This is a genomic window from Streptomyces sp. V4I8 (genome assembly GCF_041261225.1).
In the GTDB taxonomy this organism is placed as follows: domain Bacteria; phylum Actinomycetota; class Actinomycetes; order Streptomycetales; family Streptomycetaceae; genus Streptomyces.
The window spans coordinates 7996844-8015694 of the sequence record NZ_JBGCCN010000001.1 but is presented as its reverse complement, the minus strand read 5'-3'; the positions used below and the strand labels follow the sequence as shown (position 1 = coordinate 8015694).

Annotated in this window: 12 protein-coding genes; 4 read left to right on the top strand and 8 right to left on the bottom strand. The window is 71.1% G+C overall.

Annotated features, from left to right (window positions below):
• Nucleotides 1-5: 5 nt before the first annotated feature.
• Both ABIE67_RS36370 and ABIE67_RS36365 read right to left on the bottom strand, forming a co-directional pair.
• Complete coding sequence (locus ABIE67_RS36370; protein ID WP_370265797.1) at nucleotides 6-1712, bottom strand: DUF2264 domain-containing protein; 1707 nt, start codon at nucleotides 1710-1712, stop codon at nucleotides 6-8.
• 146 nt (nucleotides 1713-1858) lie between these two features.
• Nucleotides 1859-2938 (bottom strand): rhamnogalacturonan acetylesterase, encoded by a 1080-nt coding sequence (locus ABIE67_RS36365; protein WP_370265796.1) that lies wholly within the window; start codon nucleotides 2936-2938, stop codon nucleotides 1859-1861.
• Nucleotides 2939-3179: 241 nt separating this feature from the next.
• Here ABIE67_RS36365 and ABIE67_RS36360 point away from each other — a divergent pair, with 241 nt between their 5' ends.
• Nucleotides 3180-4844 (top strand): rhamnogalacturonan lyase B N-terminal domain-containing protein, encoded by a 1665-nt coding sequence (locus tag ABIE67_RS36360; RefSeq protein WP_370265795.1) that lies wholly within the window; start codon nucleotides 3180-3182, stop codon nucleotides 4842-4844.
• Between the two features lie 7 nt (nucleotides 4845-4851).
• On the opposite strand, the gene ABIE67_RS36355 is transcribed toward ABIE67_RS36360, so the two are convergent.
• Both ABIE67_RS36355 and ABIE67_RS36350 read right to left on the bottom strand, forming a co-directional pair.
• On the bottom strand, nucleotides 4852-6264 hold the full coding sequence (locus ABIE67_RS36355; protein ID WP_370265794.1) for an RICIN domain-containing protein: 1413 nt from the start codon (nucleotides 6262-6264) through the stop codon (nucleotides 4852-4854).
• 1 nt (nucleotide 6265) lies between these two features.
• Nucleotides 6266-7357: a family 43 glycosylhydrolase gene (locus ABIE67_RS36350; RefSeq protein WP_370265793.1), complete on the bottom strand. Its 1092-nt coding sequence runs from the start codon at nucleotides 7355-7357 to the stop codon at nucleotides 6266-6268.
• Between the two features lie 232 nt (nucleotides 7358-7589).
• Here ABIE67_RS36350 and ABIE67_RS36345 point away from each other — a divergent pair, with 232 nt between their 5' ends.
• The 3 genes from ABIE67_RS36345 to ABIE67_RS36335 all read left to right on the top strand — a co-directional run bounded on the left by ABIE67_RS36345 (nucleotide 7590) and on the right by ABIE67_RS36335 (nucleotide 11888).
• Complete coding sequence (locus tag ABIE67_RS36345) at nucleotides 7590-9701, top strand: autotransporter (protein WP_370265792.1); 2112 nt, start codon at nucleotides 7590-7592, stop codon at nucleotides 9699-9701.
• Nucleotides 9702-9827: 126 nt separating this feature from the next.
• Complete coding sequence (gene mmuM, locus ABIE67_RS36340) at nucleotides 9828-10745, top strand: homocysteine S-methyltransferase (protein WP_370265791.1); 918 nt, start codon at nucleotides 9828-9830, stop codon at nucleotides 10743-10745.
• 90 nt (nucleotides 10746-10835) lie between these two features.
• Nucleotides 10836-11888, top strand: coding sequence for a LacI family DNA-binding transcriptional regulator (locus tag ABIE67_RS36335; protein WP_370265790.1), 1053 nt, complete (start codon nucleotides 10836-10838; stop codon nucleotides 11886-11888).
• 44 nt (nucleotides 11889-11932) lie between these two features.
• Here ABIE67_RS36335 and ABIE67_RS36330 read toward each other — a convergent pair whose 3' ends face one another.
• The 4 genes from ABIE67_RS36330 to ABIE67_RS36315 all read right to left on the bottom strand — a co-directional run bounded on the left by ABIE67_RS36330 (nucleotide 11933) and on the right by ABIE67_RS36315 (nucleotide 18832).
• Nucleotides 11933-12469, bottom strand: coding sequence for a hypothetical protein (locus ABIE67_RS36330; protein WP_370265789.1), 537 nt, complete (start codon nucleotides 12467-12469; stop codon nucleotides 11933-11935).
• Between the two features lie 54 nt (nucleotides 12470-12523).
• Complete coding sequence (locus ABIE67_RS36325; protein WP_370265788.1) at nucleotides 12524-14116, bottom strand: carboxylesterase/lipase family protein; 1593 nt, start codon at nucleotides 14114-14116, stop codon at nucleotides 12524-12526.
• Between the two features lie 112 nt (nucleotides 14117-14228).
• Nucleotides 14229-15476 carry an alginate lyase family protein gene (locus ABIE67_RS36320; RefSeq protein ID WP_370265787.1) on the bottom strand — a complete coding sequence of 416 codons (1248 nt, stop codon included), beginning with the start codon at nucleotides 15474-15476 and terminating at the stop codon, nucleotides 14229-14231.
• A 26-nt stretch (nucleotides 15477-15502) separates the two neighbouring features.
• Complete coding sequence (locus ABIE67_RS36315) at nucleotides 15503-18832, bottom strand: alginate lyase family protein (RefSeq protein ID WP_370265786.1); 3330 nt, start codon at nucleotides 18830-18832, stop codon at nucleotides 15503-15505.
• Between the last annotated feature and the right edge of the window lie 19 nt (nucleotides 18833-18851).

The following is an 18851-nucleotide window of genomic DNA, read 5'->3' as shown; positions in this document are numbered from 1 at the left end:
AGAGGTCAGTCGTCGGCCCGCACGCCGACGCCCTCGCCGTCCGCCAACCGCACGCGGACGGCATGCCCGTCGTTCCAGCGGACGTGGAGCCCGCCGTCGTCGTCCACGCGCACGGTCACCAGGTCGTCCAGCGGCGCGGGTTCCGGTTGGGCCGTGAGCCGGGCGAGGGCGACGAAGAGGGTGGGTTTGGCGTCGGTGACGCCAGTGAGGTCGTCGTCGAGCCGGGCGACGGGGCGGAGTTCGGCGCGGGCCCCGTCCCGCGCGGCCCATCCCGTGATCCGGACCGGCGTCCCCGGTGCCGCACCCGCCACCAGATGGGCCCGCACCTCCACGGCCCCCCGCGCGAGCACCACGCTCGTCACCCGCGCCCCGTCACCGGCCGAGTGCCGCGAGGCCGCCCAGCCGCCGCCCACGCCCTCCCCCACGCCCAGCGGCACGATGTCCGTACGGCTCGGATCGTCACCGACGATCACGCTGTTGTCGTACGTCGGGGCGGGCGCCGTCACCGTCGAGTAGGCGAGGCGCGTGTAGTACGGGTCGTAGCGGACGTCCTCGCTGCCGTGGTTGTGGAGGCGGACCAGGCCGTCCGCGCGCGTGGACTGCAGCAGCCAGTTGGGGGCGGCGACGGAGGTGACCGCGTCCGCGCGCTCGACGGGGGCGGGTTCCTCCACCGCCGTCCACACCTCGTGGTCCGCCGGGAGGAGCAGACCGAGGAAGCCCTTGCTCGCCCAGTAGGGGGACGCCGGGCCCGAATAGCCCTGCAGGACGGCCTCGTCGGGGCCGTGCCAGCCGAGGGTCAGCAGGCCGTGCTCGTCCACGGCGTCCCGCTCCAGGAAGTACTTCAGCGCGCCGGAGGACAGCCGTCGGGTCTCGCCCGGGGTGAGCGGCGTGCGGCCGGTGAGGGCGCCGAGCCAGAAGGGGGCCGTGGTCGCGAAGCGGTAGGTCAGGGAGCGGCCCTGGTGCAGGGGGGCGCCGTCGCCGCCGAAGAGGCGGGCGTAGTCCTCCAGGTGCCGGGAGAGCCGGCCGCCGTAGAGGTCGAGGAGCCGTTCGTCCTGGGCCAGCCAGGCGTGCAGCACCGGGTAGAGGTGCATGGCCCAGCCGTTGTAGTAGTCGTACTTCCGGCCGTCGCCGTCCGTGTACCAGCCGCCGCCGACGTACCAGTCCTCGATGCGCTCCAGTCCCCGGTCGATCGCCTTGCGGGACTCCTCGGCCTCGTGCCCGATCTCCTGGAGGAAGCCGCCGACCGTGACGGGGAACAGCTCCCAGTTGCAGGGCCAGGCTTCCGCGGTCAGCCCGTCCCCGAGCCAGGCCGCGGCCCGCTGCCGCACCGAGTCGTCCAGCCGGTCCCACAGCAGCGGCCGGGTCAGCCGCAGGGCGAGGGCGATCGACGCGGCCTCGACCAGCGGCTGGCTCCGGTCCTCGATGCGGGGCCAGACACCCGAGGCGCCGGCCGCGAGGCCGTCGGCGTAGCGCTCCAACGCCGTCTCGTCCCGGCGGAAGGCCGCGAGGAGCAGCGTACGGGCGTAGCCCTCCAGGCCGTCGGAGAGGCGGCCCGACCGGCTCTGGCGGTCGCCGGGGAAGTGGTAGAGGGCGCGGTCCTCGGTGGCGTACGGCTCGACCGCGGTGAGCAGGGCGTCGGCGGCCGCCTCCCAGTGGGCGCGGGTGTAGCCGGTGCGCGGGCTCAGGGCGGGGTCTTCGGGAGGCAGGTGCATCGGTTCTCTTTCTCGCCGGATCCGTTCAGGCCTGGGACGCCCCGGTTCCGGTCGGGGCGCCCCAGGAGTTCATCCCACCCGCACCAGGCCCAGGGCCTGTCTTTCGGCCCAGCTCTGGCCGCGGGGTCTGGCACGCACACCCTGGTTCAAGAGGTGCCGTCGGGCAAGGTCGGGCCGGGCCGAAAGACAGGCCCTGGCACCAGATGCCGGGCGACGAGTTCGTCACGGACGAGGCCCGCGTACACCGTGGCGCCGTGCACCGAGGTGTGCGTGTTGTCCCGCTTCTCGTTGTAGAGGTACAGCGCCTTGGAGGCCTCGACGCCCAGGGCCTCCACCAGCGTCTTGGTCTTCGCCGTCAGGTCGATCAGCGGGACGTTCCGGTCGGCGGCGACCGAGCGGATGACGGCCGGGTGGTCCACGCCGAGGCCGTTCACCAGCAGGGCCGTGCCGTTGTTGAGCGTGCCGTCGGCGTTGAACCAGCGGCGCACGATCGGGGTGACGAGGACCGGCTCGCCGTGCTTCTCGCGGACGCCCGCGACCAGGGCCTCCAGGTTGGCGCGGTAGGTCGCCTCGTCGGTCGTCTTGTCGTTGTGGGCGAGCTGGATCAGGACCAGGTCGCCGGGGCGGATCTGCGGCTGGACGGTGGCCCAGAGGCGGGAGTCGGCGAGATAGGTGACCGTGCTCTCGCCGGAGTCGGCGTAGTTGGCGACGGACGCGCCCTTGCGGAGGTACTGCGGCAGTTGCTGGCCCCAGCCGGAGTACGGGTCGCCGGGCTGGTCGCAGACCGTGGAGTCGCCGACGAGGAAGATCCGGCGGGTGTGCCGTGCGGCCGGGGTGACCTTGATGTCGGCGAGCGCGGGGGCCGAGCCGCCCAGTCGCAGGTCCAGGCCGGGGGTTCCGTCGGGGCCGGTGGGCTCGCCCTCGGGGGTGCGGACGTTCACGGTGAAGCTGCGGGAGACTCGCTCGCCGGCCGGGGCGGCCGTCTCCGGGAGCAGGGCGCGGCGCGTCTCACCCGTGACGCTCGTGCTGGACGCGGCCTCGCCGCCGAGCAGGACCTTCACGTCGTACGTGCCGGGCGGGACGTCGAAGTGGCAGGCGGTGGCGGTGCAGTTGTCGACGCCGAGGGGGCGCCGGCCGTCGTACGTCCCGTGCGCCTGGGCCGGTACGGCCGCCAGGCCGGTGCTCAGCGTCACCGCCGCCAGGACGGCGAGGTTGAAACGTCTCATTCGTCGGCTCCTCCACAGACGACAAGGCCTGGCGCTGGACCGTACCCGGTTCTGCAAGCGCTTTCTAGACCCCGGCTCAATTTCACAGGACTGCCAACTTCTCCGCCACGAAAGCCCTTTCGCGAAATCGATTCAACTGTCACCCTCGCTCTCACCCGCACCACCCCCACACCTCTCGAAGCACCTCTCGAAGCACCTCTCGAAGCACCTCTCGAAGCACCTCTCGAAGGAGGCACCCCCCATGTCCGGATCCACGATCAGACCGGTCCGACGCCGCACCTTCGTGCTCGGCACCGCTGCCGTCGCAGGCACGGCCGCGCTGAGCGGCACCGCATCCGCCGCGGCCTTCGGCTGGAGCGACGACGGCTCGAACTACGTCGTCGACACCGGCGCGAACCTCGTCTTCAAGGTCAGCAAGTCCAACGGCGACCTGACCTCGCTGGTCTACCGGGGCACGGAGTACCAGGGCTACGGCGGCATGAACTCGCACATCGAGTCCGGCCTCGGCAGCTCCACCGTGACCGTCAAGCAGTCGGGCACGACGATCCTGATCTCGGTCGCGTACGGCACGCTGCGGCACTACTACGCGGCCCGCAGCGGCGAGAACAACATCTACCTGTGGACCAACAAGGCCGACACGTCGGTCTCCGCGACCCGCTACATCCTGCGCGTGAAGAAGGGCCTGTTCCTCAACGACGAGCCCGACTCCTACACGTACACGAACAGCACCATCGAGGCCTCCGACGTCTTCGCGAAGTCCGACGGTCAGACCCGCTCGAAGCACTACTCCAAGCTGCGGGTGATGGACTACGACTACATCGGCTGGAAGACCGGCAGCGTCGGCCTGTGGATCGTGCGCAGCAACCACGAGAAGGCGTCCGGCGGCCCGTTCTACCGCTCGCTGCTGCGGCACCAGAGCGCGGACGGCGGCGGCCTGTACGAGATCCTGTACTACGGCCAGAACCAGACCGAGGCCCAGCGGTTCGGGCTCCAGGGCCCGTACGTCATCGCCCTCACGGACGGCGGGGCACCCTCCTCGTCGCTGTTCCCTGGCACGCTCACCACCTCGTGGGCGGACTCGCTCGGCATGTCCGGGTACGTCGGCGCGAGCGGGCGCGGCAAGGTGGCCGGGGTCGGGATCTCCGGCCGGAACACGGCGTACGCGTACACGGTCGGGCTCGCCAACTCGGCTGCCCAGTACTGGGGTTCGGCGCGGTCGTCGGACGGTTACTTCTCGATCGGGGGTGTGCTGCCGGGGACCTACACCCTCACGGTCTTCAAGGGCGAACTCGCCGTGTACACGGGGTCGGTGACCGTCACGGCCGGTGGCACGACCACCCTGAACACGATCGCCGTCCCGTCCTCCAACGACCCGAGCAACGCCGCCGCGATCTGGCGGATCGGCGACTGGAACGGCGCGCCGAGCGGCTTCAAGAACGCCGACCTGATGACGTACGCGCACCCCTCGGACGTCCGGGCCGCCTCCTGGACCGGCAACGTGGTGATCGGCAACAACGAGACGGCGTCCTTCCCGTGCTACCTCTGGAAGGACGTCAACAGCGGGATCCTGGTGTACTTCAAGCTGACGGCGGCCCAGGCGGCGGCCGCGCACACCCTGCGGATCGGGGTGACGACGGCGTACGCCAACGGCCGCCCCCAGGTTTCGGTCAACGGCGCCTGGACGTCCGCCATCCCCTCCCCGCCCACGCAGCCGAACACCCGGTCGCTGACCAACGGTTCGTACCGGGGCAACAACCACACGTTCACGTACAGCGTGCCGGCGTCCGCCTGGCTGACGGACACCGGCCAGTACAACGTGCTGAAGATCGACGTGGTGAGCGGTTCGGGGACGACGGGCTATCTCAGCGCGGGCACGGCGATCGACGCGATCGACCTGCTCGCCTGACGGCACCTCATGACCCGCGCGTCCACTGCTGGTTCGTCGCGCCGTTGCACGTGTACGTGATGATCGCGGCGGAGTTGGCGGTGGACGCGCCGTTCACGTCCAGGCACTCCCCGGTCGCGCGGGACTTGATGTTCACGTAGGAGCCGGTGGTCGTGAGCGACCACTGCTGGCTGGACGCGGAGGCGTTGCAGTTCTCCTGGGTGACCGTGTTCGCGTTCTCCTGCACGCACAGGGAGCTGTTCCTGACCATCAGCTGGTAGTAGCCGCCGCCCACCGACTTGAACCAGTACTTCTGGTTGTTGCCGCCGTTGCAGTCGTACTGCTTGATCTGGGCGCCCTGCCACAGCGACTGGCTGGTCACGTCGGCGCACTTGGCGGAGTTCCGGGCGATCAGCGTGTTGTACGTGGCGCTCGTCCCGCTGACCGAGCCGGTGGCCGTGTCGACGGTGACCTCCGGGGACCAGGACATGGACATCGAGGTCGAGGAGGGGAAGGTCAGCGGCAGCCAGACATAGCGGGAGTCGTTGACGGTGCCGCCGAAGGAGTTGCCCCAGCGGTCGCCCAGGTAGAGGTACGAAGTGGTCGAAGTGCCCTGCACGGGAAGGACGTACGCGGTCTGCGAGCCGTAGGTCGTGGAGTCGCCGATGTTCGTCATCGCGGTCCACGGGCCGGCGATGTTGGTGGCCGTGGCGTACTGCTGCTGGTTGGGGTTCCAGCCGGTGGCGCCCGACGTCAGCATGAAGTAGACGCCGTTCCGCTTGAACAGGGCAGGGGCCTCGCGGTGGCCGCCGTGCCAGGGGTCCGCGACGAGGGCCGCGATGCCCGTGTAGTCGCTGGTCAGGCGGTAGATCTGCAGGTCGTAGTTCTCGCGGGCGGCGGAGGCCATGTAGCCGGTGCCGTCGGTGTCGACGAAGACCGTGATGTCACGGGACATGTACTGGCCGAGCGGGCGGAAGCTGCCCTGCCAGGTGTAGTTGCCGTCGACGGTGTCGGAGACGGCGACGGCCGCGCGGGCCTCGCTGTAGTCGGTGCCGTTCTCCTTGTGCATCCACATGACGAACTTGCCGGTGGAGGCGTTGTACATGACCTTCGGGCGCTCGATGTTGGCGGTGGCCAGCTCCGAGGCGCTCGACTGGGTCAGGACGTGGTTCCTGAACTCCCAGGTCTTCAGGTCGGTGGAGCGGTAGGCGTCCACGTACCGGAAGGTGTTGTCGCTGTTGCGGTGCTCGCCGAACCAGTAGTAGTACGAGCCGACCTTGATGACCCCGCCGCCGTGGGCGTGCACGGGGTTGCCCGACGGGTCGGTGAACTGGGTGCCGTTGGTGATGGTCTGGGGTGCCGCCTGCGCCGGTCCTGCGGTGACCAGGGCACCGGCCAGGGCCAGACAGAGGGCGAGCAGAACCGCGTACACGCGTCTCATGTCACGCACTCTCCTTCACGGTTGCGGCGGTGGCGTCGGCCACGGGTATGCCGAAGTTCGGGGTGCCGTCGGGGTTCCAGCCGAGTTTCTGGATGCGGGTGTGGCGGTTGGGGTCGTTCAACGGGTCGCCGACGATCTCCTTGTACTGGCGGGCGTGGTAGACGAGGACGTCACTGCGGCCGTCCTCGGCGACGGTGAAGCAGTTGTGGCCGGGGCCGTACTGCTTGGTGGTGTCGTTGCTGGTGAACACCGGGGTGGGGGACTTGGCCCAGCCGGCCGGATCCATCAGGTTGCTGTCCGCGTCGGCGGTCAGCATGCCGACGCAGTAGTGGTGGTCGGTGGCGGAGGCCGAGTAGGTGAGGAAGATCCGGCCGTTGCGCTTCAGGGCGTAGGGGCCTTCGTTGACCTTGTAGCCGATGCACTCCCAGTCGAACTCGGGCGTGGAAAGGCGCACTTGAGGTCCCGTCAGGGTCCACGGGTTCGCCATCTCGGACAGGAAGAGCCCGGTGTTGTTGTCCATGCCGGGTTCGTGCTGCGCCCAGCAGAGGTAGCGGGTGCCGCGGTGGGTGAAGGTCGTGGCGTCGAGGGAGAAGGTCTCCCAGGCCGTCTTGACCTGGCCCCGCTCCACCCAGGTGCCCTTGAAGGGGTTGGGGTGGGAGTTCTCCAGGACCCAGATGCGGATCTTCCACACGTCCTCGGCGGGCGCGGAGGCGAAGTAGATGTACCACTTGCCGCCGATGCGGTGCAGCTCCGGCGCCCAGATGTGCGCGCCCATGTCGCCGGTGGTGTGGGCCCGCCAGATGACCGACTCGGCGGCCGTGGTCAGGCCGTTGAGGGTGCGGGAGCGGCGCAGGATGATGCGGTCGTACTCGGGGGCGGTGGCCGTGAAGTAGTAGAAGCCGTCGGTGTGGCGGTTGATGTGGGGGTCGGCGCGCTGCTGGACGAGGGGGTTCACGTAGGGGGCTGCCTTCGAGGGTGCTGCGTGGGCGACACCGGGGAAGGCGGAGGCTGCGGTCAGGGCGCCGGCGGCTGCGGCGCCCTTCAGCAGATGTCGGCGACTCGGGACTGGGGGCAGGTCGTCTGCGCGGCTCATGCGGACTGCCTCTCGGGGGTTCTCAGGGGGGAAGAGTTCGGGATGGGTGGAAATGCCCATGGTTCGAATGCCGTTGGTTCGAAATTCCGGACGTCATCTGTCATTCCGAACGCCCAAAAGTTAGAGCTGCGCAACCAGGAGGTCAACGGGTCCGACGTGACGAAGGGAGAGCGCTTTCCATCCGCCCACCATTTTTTGTTATCACCCCCTCCCCCGCCACGTCTCCCATGACGTGCGCAGCCATACCCACAAGACAGCAGCGGCCGTCGGCGCCCTCGCGGCGGTGGCCACCCTCACCGTGGCGGGTCCCTCCGCGGCCGCCGCCGGCCGGGACGTGACCGCCGACGTCCTCGGGGGCCGGGACGTGACGCTCAGCGGCGACACCGTGGTCACCGTGCCGTCGGGGACGACGACGTACGACGGCGTCTTCCGCGGCGAGGGCACGCTCACCGTGCGCGGCACCGGAACCCTGATCCTGACCAGGGACAGCGACTTCACCCTGCCGAAGTCCCGGCAGCGCCAGAAGGTGAGCGTCCTCGGCGGCAACCACCCGTACGTCACCACGACCGCCGCCGACCCGCCGGCCGTCACGGTCGAGCGCGGGGCGACCCTGCAGTACGGCAACGGCGGGACGACCGGGCTGATCGGCCACTTCCCGTACAACACCCCGGCGTTCCGGCTCAACCAGGACAACATCCGGGTCGACGGCACCCTGCGGCTGTCGCTGAAGAGCGCCTACAACCTCGGCACGATCAGCGGCTCCGGGCTCATCACCCAGCCGCGGTTCCTCTGGGGCACCTGGGACCTGTCGGGCAGCCACCCCTTCTCCGGCGTGATCGACAACGGCACGCAGGTGAACGCCGGACGCCCGGAGTTCGCGACGTCGCTGCCCAACGTCCGCAAGATCCTCAACCAGGGCACGTACACCGTGGACACCCCGCTGGGCCGGACCGTCACCATGGCCATGGACTTCTACCAGCGCGAGTACGGCAGCGACATCAACGTCCAGTCCCGGCCGGGCAGCAAGGTGATCCTCACGGGCCAGTACAGCTGGTCGAACCAGGGCGGCGACACCGATCCCTCGCTCAGCGACCCGGCCCTGAACTGGACACCCGCGCGGAAGAACGTCAACAAGCGCGGCACCAACATCAAGGGCGCGAACGTCCAGTGGGGCGACGGCACGACGAACAGGATCTTCATGCCGGGCACGGCGGAGACCGTCTACATCAACCTGCTCGCGGCCCGCTCCCGCTCACTCCTCACCTTCGACTACAACGGCCCGGTGACGCTGGGCGCCCCCATCGGCGGCGGCAGATTCCACGACACGCTCGCCGCACCCGGCGCCGGGGACCTCGTCATCAAGGGGACGAGGGGCAACGACGTCACCTTCGCCGCCGTGCAGTACTACGACGGCTCGACGACCGTCGAGAAGGGTGCCGTGCTGCGGTTGGGCAGCGGCAGGCCGGGCGGCGACGGCGGGCTCTACACACGGGGCGACCTCTACAAGGTCGTCAACGACGGCTCGCTGGTCCTGAACAACACCAGCAAGCCGCTCTCCCTGTCCCGCGTCACCGGCAGCGGGTCGCTCACACAGTCGGGGGCCGCGACGACGACCCTGACGGGCGGCGCGGTGACGTACACCGGCGCGACGACGGTCAAGCGGGGCACCCTCGCCCTGCGCGGCGGCGCGAGGCTCGCCCGCAGCAAGGCGATCCGGCTCACGTCGGCGAAGTCCCGCCTGGACGCGTCGACGTCGGGACTGCGCGTGGGCGATGCGAAGACGCTGACCGGCAAGGGCACCGTGCGGGGAGCGGTGACGAACGACGGCGTGGTCGCGACGGGCCTGACCGTCTCCGGTGACTACACCCAGTCGGCACAGGGCGAACTGGTCCTGCGCGACGGCCCGTTGAAGGTCACCGGCGCGGTCCGCCTGGCCGGCGACCTCGACCTCGCGTCCGCCGCCACCGCCTCCGGATCCCCCCGGAAGATCACCCTCCTCGACCACCGGGGCCCCACGAAGACGACCGGCACCTTCACCGGCCTCAAGGAGGGCAGGAAACTCCAGCTGGACGACACCACCTACCGGATCAGCTACCGGGGCGGCGACGGCAACGACGTCGTCCTCACCGCCGTCACCCCCACCCCCTCCCCCGCCTCCGACACCCCCCGCACAGCGGCCGACACCCTCGCCACCCCCGACACCCGCACCACCGGCGCCGCGGCCGACGGCCTCGGCTGGTGGCCGTACGTCCTGGCCGCGGGCCTGCTCGTCGGGCTGGCGGTACCGGCGACGAGATTCGGGCGGGGGCGCGGGCGCCGGCGGGGCGGGCGGCACGCGGCGTAGGGGGAGGGTGTTCCGGGCGGGGCGTTCCGGGTGAGGCGTTCTGGGTGGGCCCCAGCCGCCGCTCGGGGACGCCCAAGGGGTGTCCCACCTGCCGGCCATCCGCCCCGTCTCGACTACCGTCTCACCATGACCAGCACCATCACCCTCGCCCAAGCCCTGGCCGCCGGAATCGTCGTGCTCGACGGCGGCATGTCCAACCAGCTGGAGGCCGCCGGGCACGATCTGAGCGACGAGCTGTGGTCGGCGCGGCTGCTCGCGGAGCAGCCGGAGGCGATCACCGAGGCGCATCTCGCCTACTTCGAGGCGGGCGCGGACGTGGCGATCACGTCCAGCTACCAGGCGACCTTCGAGGGCTTCGCCAGGCGTGGGATCGGGCAGGAGCGGGCGGCCGAACTGCTCGCCCTCAGCGTGGAGTTGGCGCGCGAGGCCGCCCGTCGGGCGCAGAAGGAGGGGATCGCGCGGCCGCTGTGGGTGGCCGCGTCGGTCGGGCCGTACGGGGCGATGCTGGCGGACGGCTCCGAGTACCGGGGGCGGTACGGGCTGAGCGTGGACGAGCTGGAGCGCTTCCACCGGCCCCGGCTGGAGGTGCTGGCCGGGGCCCGTCCCGATGTGATGGCGCTGGAGACGGTTCCGGACGCCGACGAGGCCGAGGCGCTGCTGCGGGCGGTGCGCGGGCTCGGCGTGCCGGCCTGGCTGTCGTACTCCGTCGCCGGGGAGCGCACCCGCGCCGGACAGCCGCTGGAGGAGGCGTTCGCCCTGGCCGCCCAAGCCGACGAAGTGATCGCGGTCGGCGTGAACTGCTGCGCGCCGGAGGACGTCGAGGGCGCCGTCGAGACCGCCGCCCGGGTCACGGGCAAGCCGGTCGTCGTCTACCCGAACAGCGGTGAGGCCTGGGACGCCGTGGCGCGGGCCTGGGCCGGCCGGGCCAGCTTCGCGCCGGAGCAGGTGCGCGGGTGGCGGGCGTCCGGGGCACGGCTGATCGGGGGGTGCTGCCGGGTGGGACCGGAGGCGATCTCGGGGATCGCGGGGGCATTGAAGGCGTAACGGCTGTCGGCTCTCCCACCGCACTGCTAGCCTCCGGGACGGGAACCGGTTGCTGCCGTGTTTCCGCAGTTCGAAGGGGGCGAGGCAGGGATGACCAGGAAGAGCGGGGACGCGGGGCGGAGCACCATCCGGGATGTGGCGGCCCGTGCGGGGGTGTCCGCGTCGACCGTGTCGCGGGTGCTCGGCGGGGTGTATCCGGTGAGCTCGGCGACGCGTACCCGCGTGATGCGGGCGGTCCGTGACCTGGACTATGTCGCCGACGCGCGGGCCAAGGCGGTCGCCGGGGTCGGCACGCCCACGCTGGCGTTCGTGCTGGAGGACATCACCGGACCGTCGTTCGCGCACATGGCGTACGGCGTGGAGCGGGAGGCCCGGCGGCTGGGGCATCTGTGCCTGGTGTGCACGACGGAGGGCGACGTCCAGCACGAGGTGGAGTTCGTCGAGATGATGCGCGCCCAGCGCGCCGCCGCCGTGATCCTGGTCGGCGGCTCGGCCGACACCCCCGAGTACCGCGAGCGCACCCGCCGGATGGCCGACTCGCTGGCGTCGGCCGGGTCCAGGCTGGTGCTGTGCGGGCGACCGCCGCTCGGCCCCGGGGCGCCGGTGACCGTCATCGAGTACGACAACGAAGGCGGCGCCTACGCGCTCGTCGCCCATGTCCTCTCCCAGGGCCACCAGCGGGTGCTGTTCCTCGGCGGCGCGTCCGACCACACCACCGCGCAGGGCCGTGAGCGCGGCTATCTCTCCGCCCATCGCGCCCGCGGCCTGGACCCCGACCCGGCGCTGCTCCTGCACGGCGACTTCACCCGCGACTCCGGGCACCGGCTGATGCGCGAGGCCCTGGGGCAGGGGCTGGAGTTCACGGCCGTGGTCGCCGCCACCGACATGGTGGCCGCCGGGGCGCTCACCGCCCTGCACGAGGCCGGCCTGACCGTGCCCGGCGACGTCTCGCTGGCCGGCTACGACGACATCCCGTTCGCCCGCGACCTGCACCCGGCCCTGACCACGGTCCACGTCCCCTACGAGGAGCTGGGCCGCCTCGCCGTACGCACCGCGCTCGGCCGGACCCCGGAGAACCCGGACGAGCATCTGCTGCTGGGCACGCATGTGGTGGTGCGGGACTCGGTGGCGCCGGCGCGGTAGAGCGCGATGCCGCGGAAGGCGTCAGGCGGCGGGAGCGGGCGCGGTCAGCGTGGTGCCGGATGCAACGCGGCCGCCCGGATCAGCTGTACCTCCTTGCGTACGTCCGAGGGCTGCAGCTCCCAGCCGTGGGCGCGGGCCGCCTCGGCGACGTACCCGGCGCCCACTCCGCGGTAGGTGCGCCGGTGCAGGGAGCACGCCACGGACGGCTTCGCCCGGTTCGGCCGGGCCGGGGCCGACGCGCGGGCCGTGGCGCGGGCGATCTTCTTGTCGACGCGGGCCCGGTAGTACTCCGTGTCGCCCTCGTGCCGCAGCTCCGGCCAGGTCACGCACCAGCGGGCGAGGCCCGCGAGCGGGTCCAGGATCCGGTCCATCAGTTTCATGAACCCGCGCTCGTACCGGTCACTGAACGCCGCGATCACCTCGGTCAACAGGCCCACGGCGAGCAGGGCGGCGAACACCGCCAGCCACACCACGACCAGCACCGGGAAGAACACCACGGTCGCGATGAAGAGCAGGGTCAACTTCCCTCGGGGCCGCACCGGTTCGGGCATCCACCGTGAGGAATCCTCGTACGCGTACATGCAAAGGATCTTGCCTTACGGGCGGGGCCGCCCGGATGCCCACCCCCGTGGGAGTCAGTGCCGGCGGACCGCGCCGGGGAGACGCAGTCGCCGTACCACCGCGCGCAGTTCGGCGCCGCGCCCGGCCTGAGCGAGGGGCGGGACCGTGGCGGGGGTGGGTTCCGCAGGTGTGACCGCCGTGGCCCACAGGGCGAGTTCGGCGTCGCGCGGGCCGTGCGCGGTGTGTGTCTCGCCGTCGCCGAAGATCCGCACCGGCCGCGAGTCGTCCCAGGCCCGCCAGCCGGGGTCCCCCGTCACCGCGAACCTCACCCACGCCCCGTGCATCTCGTCGGCCAGCTCCTGAGGGGCGCCCTCGCCGGCCAGCCTGCGCGACTCCGGGACGTCGCCGGTGTCGAAGACGAAGCCGAGCTCCAGCGCGTGGCAGGAGCCGAGGTCGGGGAGCGTGGAGGGCCAGGCGAACTCGTACATGTACGACGACCCGGGCCGCGCCTCGGCCAAGCGGTGCAGGGGGGCGCGCAGCAGATGGTCGGTGACCATCTGGCCGACGATCTCGGCGGGGCCGGCCGCCGGGTGCAGGGCGCGGTAGCCGCGGGGGACGTCGGCGCCGACGTGGCAGCGGGCCATGGCACCGGCCAGGGCAACCGCGCCGAGCCGGTCGACGCGCTCCAGGAGCCCGCCGGGCACCAGCCACAGCCGGTACTCGTCGCGGGTCCAGCCCATCATCAGGTCGACGCCGGCCGCGGCGTCACCCTCCGTGAGTGCCTCCAGGGGGTGACGGGGCACGAGGTCGCCGTCGACGACGATCCCGAAGGCGGGCCCGCCCAGCACGGGGCTGCTGAGCCTGCCCACCTCGGCCTGGGTGCGCAGGAGCAGCTCACGGTCGACCTCGGCGAAGGCGGCGGCCGTGGCGGGGATCTTCAGCCGGGTGGCCATACGGCGCACCATGCGCCGTACCTTGTCCCGTTCGGCGGCCTCGGGCGGCCCGCTCTGCAGGATGGCCCGCCGGACCAGGCCCTGGGCCTGCGGGGCGGCGAGGAGCGCGCCGACGCTGATCGCGCCGGCCGACTGGCCGAACAGAGTGATGTGGTCGGGGTCGCCGCCGAACGCCGCGATGGACTCGTGCACCCACTTCAGGGCGGCGAGCTGGTCGCGCAGGCCGGGGTTGGCGGGGGCGTCGGGGAAGTAGCCGTAGCCCTCGACTCCCAGCCGGTAGTTGACCGAGACGAGGACGACCCCGTCGCGGGCGAAGGTCCGGCCGTCGTAGACGGGCATGCCCCCGGAGCCCCGGGTCAGGGCGCCGCCGTGCAGCCACACCATGACCGGCAGCCTGGCGCCGGGGCCCGGCTCGGGTGTCCAGACGTTGAGGTTGAGACAGTCGTCGCCGGGCACGACGGGGTCGGACAGGTACTGCGCGAAGGCCTCGGAGTACGGCGGTTTCGGCGCGGTCGGCCCGAAGGCGACGGCCTCGCGCACACCGTCCCAGGGCTCCGGCGGCACGGGCGGCCGGAACCGGCGCGGGCCGAACGGAGGCGCCGCGTAGGGGATGCCCCGGAACACCGCGACGCCGTCTTCGTAGCGGCCCCGTACGGCACCGTAGGGCGTGCTCACCACGGGGTCTGTCACGGAATCTGTCTGGACCGCTGCCATATGTCCACCAGCCTCCTCACACCCGCTCGTGCACCCGTGAAGATCAGAGCAACTCATTGTGGCCCGATATTCCGGTGCACGAGCGGGTGTGAGGGCTATTCGGCGTACACGGCTACTTGGCGTACATCAAAGTGCCGAAGCCGAGCTGGTCGAAACCGCCGCTGTCGGTGCCGTAGTCACCGCCGCCGCCCTCGGGGGCCACCGAGAAGCACATCTGGGAGATGTACTTGTCGTCGAGGAGAAGGCGTCGGCCGTAGTGGTAGTGCAGCATGGCCCACACCGGGCGGACCTGGCCGCGACTGCCGGAGCCGATCACTGTCTGTGACTGCGGGGCGCAGTTCTGGCCGGTCCCCCAGTTGTAGGTGGTGTACGGGACGTTGTTGCCCAGGTTGTACTTGGCGACGTACTGGGCGGCCTTCATGAAGCGGCGGCCGTCGTAGGAGTACAGGTCGTCGCCCTGGTTCCAGGCCATCTCGCAGATGGCGCCCATCTGGCCCATGCCCATCACGGTGTGGCCCTGGTCTCGGCCGGACTCCTGCCACTGGCCGAGGTCGTAGCCCTCGACGTTGGAGTACAGGAACGGCACCGCTTTCTGGATGGCCCCGTTTCCGGCACCGTTCTTGAAGTAGTTCACGGCCTGGTCGTACTTGGCGGCGTTGTCGGTGAGGATCCCGATGGCCATCACCGAGGCCATGTTGCACAGGTCCCAGTTGGCCCAGTAGTTGGTGATGCAGGCGTCGTTGTGGCCGGTGAGGAACTGGTTGTTGAGCGGGTAGAAGACTCTGACCATCATCTCCTGGGCGGCGGCGAGGTCGAACCCGCCGTAGCCGCGCATCAGTTCGCAGGCGTTGGCGAACTGCCAGCCGTAGATGCCGGCGGCGAGGAACCGGTCCGCGTTGCCGGTGACCGTCGTGAGGGTCCTCGACCACGCGTTGAGGATGTTGGCCGCGCACACGGCGTTGGCCTCGGTGCCGGCCACCCGCCAGCGCAGGGCGTTCTGGTAGGCGGCGGCGATGTCGTTGTAGAGCAGGCCGTAGTTCTGTCCGGTACCTCCGCGGATGATCGTGGCCGTGGCCCGGTTGGTCCAGGTGGACTGGGAGCGGGAGTTGGCGGTCAGCCGGTTCCAGCCGGACAGCCAGGGGTCGTCGCCCGCGGCGACCCTGACCTTGGCCCGGTTGATGTCACCGGCGTTGTGCAGCATGCCGGGGTGCGTGAAGGTCGCGGGGGCCGCGTCCGCCGTGGTGGCGACGGACGCGGTCCCGAGAGCGACGGCCGCGGTGAGACCGCCCGCGGTCTTGAGCAGACCGCGACGGCTCAGCTCACCTGTGGGGAGGTGCTGATGGGGGGAAGTGCGGCTCATTGGTGCGACTCCAATCCGTGGGGGGATCAGTCGGTGGTGATACTCACCTCGTTGAACTCGGTGGTGCAGCGGGTCAGGGGGTCGCGGGAGCAGACCACGAGACCCACGTAGTAGGGGGCGTCACCGAACCCGGGGATCTCGCCGGTGGCGAGGGTGGTCCAGGTGGCGCCGTCATCGGTGGACAGGGCTGCGGTGAAGGCGGTCCCGACGCGCTTCAGCCGCAGCAGTCCGGGGAGGGTGGCGACCCCGTTCCCGGTGAAGGCCGACTTTCCGGCGACGGTTGTGCGCAGCATCAGCTGCGCGGTGGTCCCGCCGGTGACGATCGCCCCGGCGGCCTGGTCGAAGGGTGACAGCGACTTGGCCATCAGCAGGCCCACCCGGTCGGCACTCGCGCCCGTGCGGGAGCCGAGCCGGGCGGTGATCTCGCAGTCGCCGGTGACGGGCCGTCGTACGAACTGGCCGGTCATGCCCTGGCCGTTGGCGTTCAGGTCGACACCCGCACCGCGCACGGTGAAGGTCCCGCCGTCGTACGACGTGCTGCCCGGGGTACGGATCGCGACCACGCCCAGCGTCCCGAAGGCGCGGTCGTCGAACACGGGGTCGCCGAGGTCGCCGTACGTCCAGGGGCCGGGCGGGGGTGTGCCGATGGTGAGGGTGAGTGTGCCGGTGCCGTCGCCGGCCGCGTTGCCGGCGGTGGTGGTGACGGTGAACTCGCCGGTCTCGTTGGGTGTTCCGCAGATCAGTCCGGTACGCTTGTCGAGACGCAGGCCGTCGGGCAGTCCGTCGGCGGTGAACCGCACGGGCTCGTGCGAGCCGCGCAGCAGGTGGCGGAAGGCGACGCCCTTGTTCCCGAAACCGCTTGTGGCGGAGGTGAGTCGGGGTGTGCCCGGGGTCGGCATCTCGGCGGAAGCGGGGTCCGAGAGCGGGCCGCGTCCGCCGCAGTTCGTCTTCGCGACGACGTAGTGGTACGTCGTTCCGGGCGTACCGGTGGCGTCGGCGTACGTCAGCCGGGTGCCGAAGCCGACCGGGCCGACGCCGGTCGCGATGGTGTCGTACGGGCCGTCGGCGCTCGTGGCGCGCAGCACCTTGTAGCGGGCGGAGAGGTCCGGGTCGGTCCAGGCCAGCTCCACCGCGTCGGCGCCGGAGGTCGCGCTCGGGCCGGTGGCGGTGCGGGCGGGGCGCGGCACGGACCAGACCTCGCCCGTCGACCTGGAGACCACGCTGACGTTGTCGAAGGCGCCGGTGCCGGTCTCGGCGTACTCCTCGTCGACACCGAGGCAGGAGGTGAGGACCAGTCCCGCGTACGCGGTGTGCCCCAACTCGACGTCGGTGGCGCCGACTTCGGTCCAGCGGATGCCGTCCGGCGAGATGGCGCCGGTGCAGCGGCGGCCCTTGCGGGTCACCCGCACCCAGTACGGTGCCCGCAGCCGGTAACCGTCTCCCGCGCCCTCGACGTACGGCGCCTCGAGCGGGGTCGCCGACTCGGGGAGGGTGGCGAGGTTGGAGATCGGGAAGGCTGCGTTCCCGGTGATCGACTGCTGCTGGGCGGGCGGTACGGGGGTGCTGCCGGTCGCGGAGATCCCCACCCCGGCCTCGGGGCGTACGCTCCACACGCCGCTCCAGGTGTGCAGCGGCAGTCCCTGGATCAGCATCGAGGCGTGCGCGGCACCCGCGTCGAGGGAGTCGCGCAGAGTAACGCCGATCTTGGCGTACTGGGAACTGAGCGGAAACACGATCCGCGCGGTGACCGAGCCGTCCCCCGGCAGCGGGAGGTGGACGAGGCGGTAGGTGTCGGCGGTCCCGGACGCCTCCAGCACGAACCGTTCGCCGTCGAAGGCAGCGAATCCGGGGATCTTCACCTCGCCGATGTCCTGGGTGGACCAGGGCTCGGGGAGGCCGGCGGAGGCGGCGGCCGGGCTCGATTCGGGGCTGCTGCCCTGGGAGTTGGTGGCGGTGACGGTGTAGTAGCAGGTCCGCCTGGGAGGTGCGTCGTCGTCCGTGTACGTCGTGCCGTCGATGTCCTTCGCGATCTCCTCGTACGGCCCCGCCGGGCGGGTGGCCCGGTGGACGCTGTACGTCGTCGCCCAGGCGGACGGCAGCCACGCCAGGGTGACCTTCTTGCCGTCCCCCGCCGCCGTGACCCCGGCCGGGGCCGTCGGCACGGTCGGTGTCGCGGCCTTGGTGCCGGCGTAGGTGAAGGTGCCGAAGCTCGGCAGGTCGTCGTTGCTGCCCTCGACGACGCGGGCGCCGCCGGTGCCGCGGAAGACGGCCGCCTTGGTGTACGGGGTGTCGAGGCCGCGGGCGCCGGCGTAGTGGGCGTAGTACATCTCGTAGATCGGCGGCAGATTGCCACGGCCGATGGCCGAAACCGTCTTCTTGATGTACTTGCCGGTGCGGTCGAGGTCGGGGGTGAAGGGTACGTCTCCGCCGAGGTTGTACTTCGCCGCGTACTCGGCGTTGGCGAGAATACGGTTTCCGTCGAAGCCCCACAGGTCGACGCCCTGGTTCCAGGCGACCTGCGCGGCGTCGCCCATCAGGCCGACGGCGAGCTGCTCGTGGCCCTGGTCGCGGCCGGACTCCTGGCCCTGTCCCCCGTCGGTGACGACGCGGTGGTGGACACTGCCGTTGCCCGCGCCGTCCGCGGCGAACCGCAGCGCGTCCTCGAAGAGCGTGCGCTCCTCGCAGAACACGCCGATGGCCAGGATGGACTGGATGGACGTCAGGTCCCAGTTGCCGTTGGCGTAGAGCATGTAGCCGGAGATCGCCGGATACCAGACGTCCAGGAAGGACCGCTCGCAGCGGGCGATGTCGGCGTCCGTCCAGCCGTCGTAGTCGCTGTGCCGCAGCAGTTCGGCCGCGTTGACGAACTTGAAGGCCTGCAGGCCCGCGCCGAGCGGTCCGTCGGCGCCGGTGACCATCGTCAGGGACGACGACCAGGCGTTGAGGATGTCGCGGGCCTTGTCGGCGTGGGCGCGGTTGCCGGTGACGCACCACATCAGGGCGTTCTGGTAGGCGGCGGCCGAGTCGGCGACGGCCTGGTTCTGGAAGTTGGTGGGGCCGCGGCCCCAGGAGGTGATCTGGCCGGTGTTCTGGATCGGGTACGTCGACTTCGAGCGGGCGTGGGCGGAAAACGCCAGGTAACCGTCGTAGATCGGCGATTCCTGGGCGGCGACCGCGGCCTTCATGCGGGCGAGGTCGGCGGCGCTGTGGAGCAGTCCGGGGTGGGTGAAGGCGCGGGACGGGGTGGTGGCGTCCTGGGCCCACGCCGCCGCGGCGGAGACGGACAGCAGTCCGCCGCCGGCCGCGGCCACGAGGCCCGCCGCGCCGAGGAAGGACCGTCGGCTGAGAGGAAGCACGGGTGACTCCATTGTTCTA